This window comes from Bartonella sp. MR168JLCBS (assembly GCF_042194175.1).
The window spans coordinates 1-891 of record NZ_JBHIMP010000222.1 but is presented as its reverse complement, the minus strand read 5'-3'; the positions used below and the strand labels follow the sequence as shown (position 1 = coordinate 891).

General features: G+C 42.1%; 2 pseudogenes. Both read right to left on the bottom strand.

Going from position 1 to position 891, the window contains the following annotated elements:
* Positions 1-396, bottom strand: a pseudogene (locus ACFIK8_RS10480) (Ti-type conjugative transfer system protein TraG); the annotation flags it as partial.
* A gap of 154 nt (positions 397-550) precedes the next feature.
* Positions 551-891, bottom strand: a pseudogene (locus tag ACFIK8_RS10475) (cell filamentation protein); the annotation flags it as partial.

Below are 891 nucleotides of genomic sequence, written 5' to 3'. Positions count from 1 at the left end.
TACTAAAAGAACAACACCACAAATGACGCCAAAAACAACCATAGGATCCATGAACTTGAGAGCATAGCTCCATGTTATCCCTTGTTGCCCAACATAGGGAGTTAAGCGTTTTATTTCACCGCCAATAAAGTAAAGAGCAGTGATCCCAAAAAAGACAGCGGAGACCAGCGTGATTGCTTTGCGCAGGTGCAGCTTTTGCGATAGGGTATAACATAATGACACAGTAGCAACCAGCATCAGCACCAATAAGGGCTCTGAACGAACATACCAGTAAACGTGATTGGCTTTCAAATCATTGATCACAAATGACAATAAATGCGGGACAAGGAATATCGTTAAAGCACCTAAAGCGATTGGCGTTAAAATAAGCGCCAGCTGTATCTTTGTGTATTTCATTGTGTCTTACTTTCGGTTTTATCAGGGTATAAAACAATACCTTTTAAAATCGGTCTCACACCACTTACCCCCCCTCTCTTTTTGGGGACGCGAGAGTGGCAAAACATCCTCTTTCATGCATAGTCAAAGGAAGGTGCAAGACCTTGTATTTTTTTTAGCAAACTATTTTAGCTTGCCCCATGGCGAGCACTTTTGAGCGACTGACTGTCCGTGTTTGCAATTGTTTTTGTGCATCTCTGGCTTGATTAACGGTCTGTGTAATTTCCTTTGCTTTATGTTGTGAGACACCAAGATTTTTCGCGAGTGCATCATAATTCTTGTTCTTGAGGGCTCTCTGCTCGTTTCCTGAGAGACGGTTACTGACTTGTTTTATAAGACTTTCGAGCTCTTTTTGAAGCAAAAGAGAAGCTGCTAAAGCTGTTTGCTGCAATTCTTTTGGCATGGAAAGGAGATTTTTCAAGCTTTGGCTTGGCATTGCTACTTCTTGTCCACGGC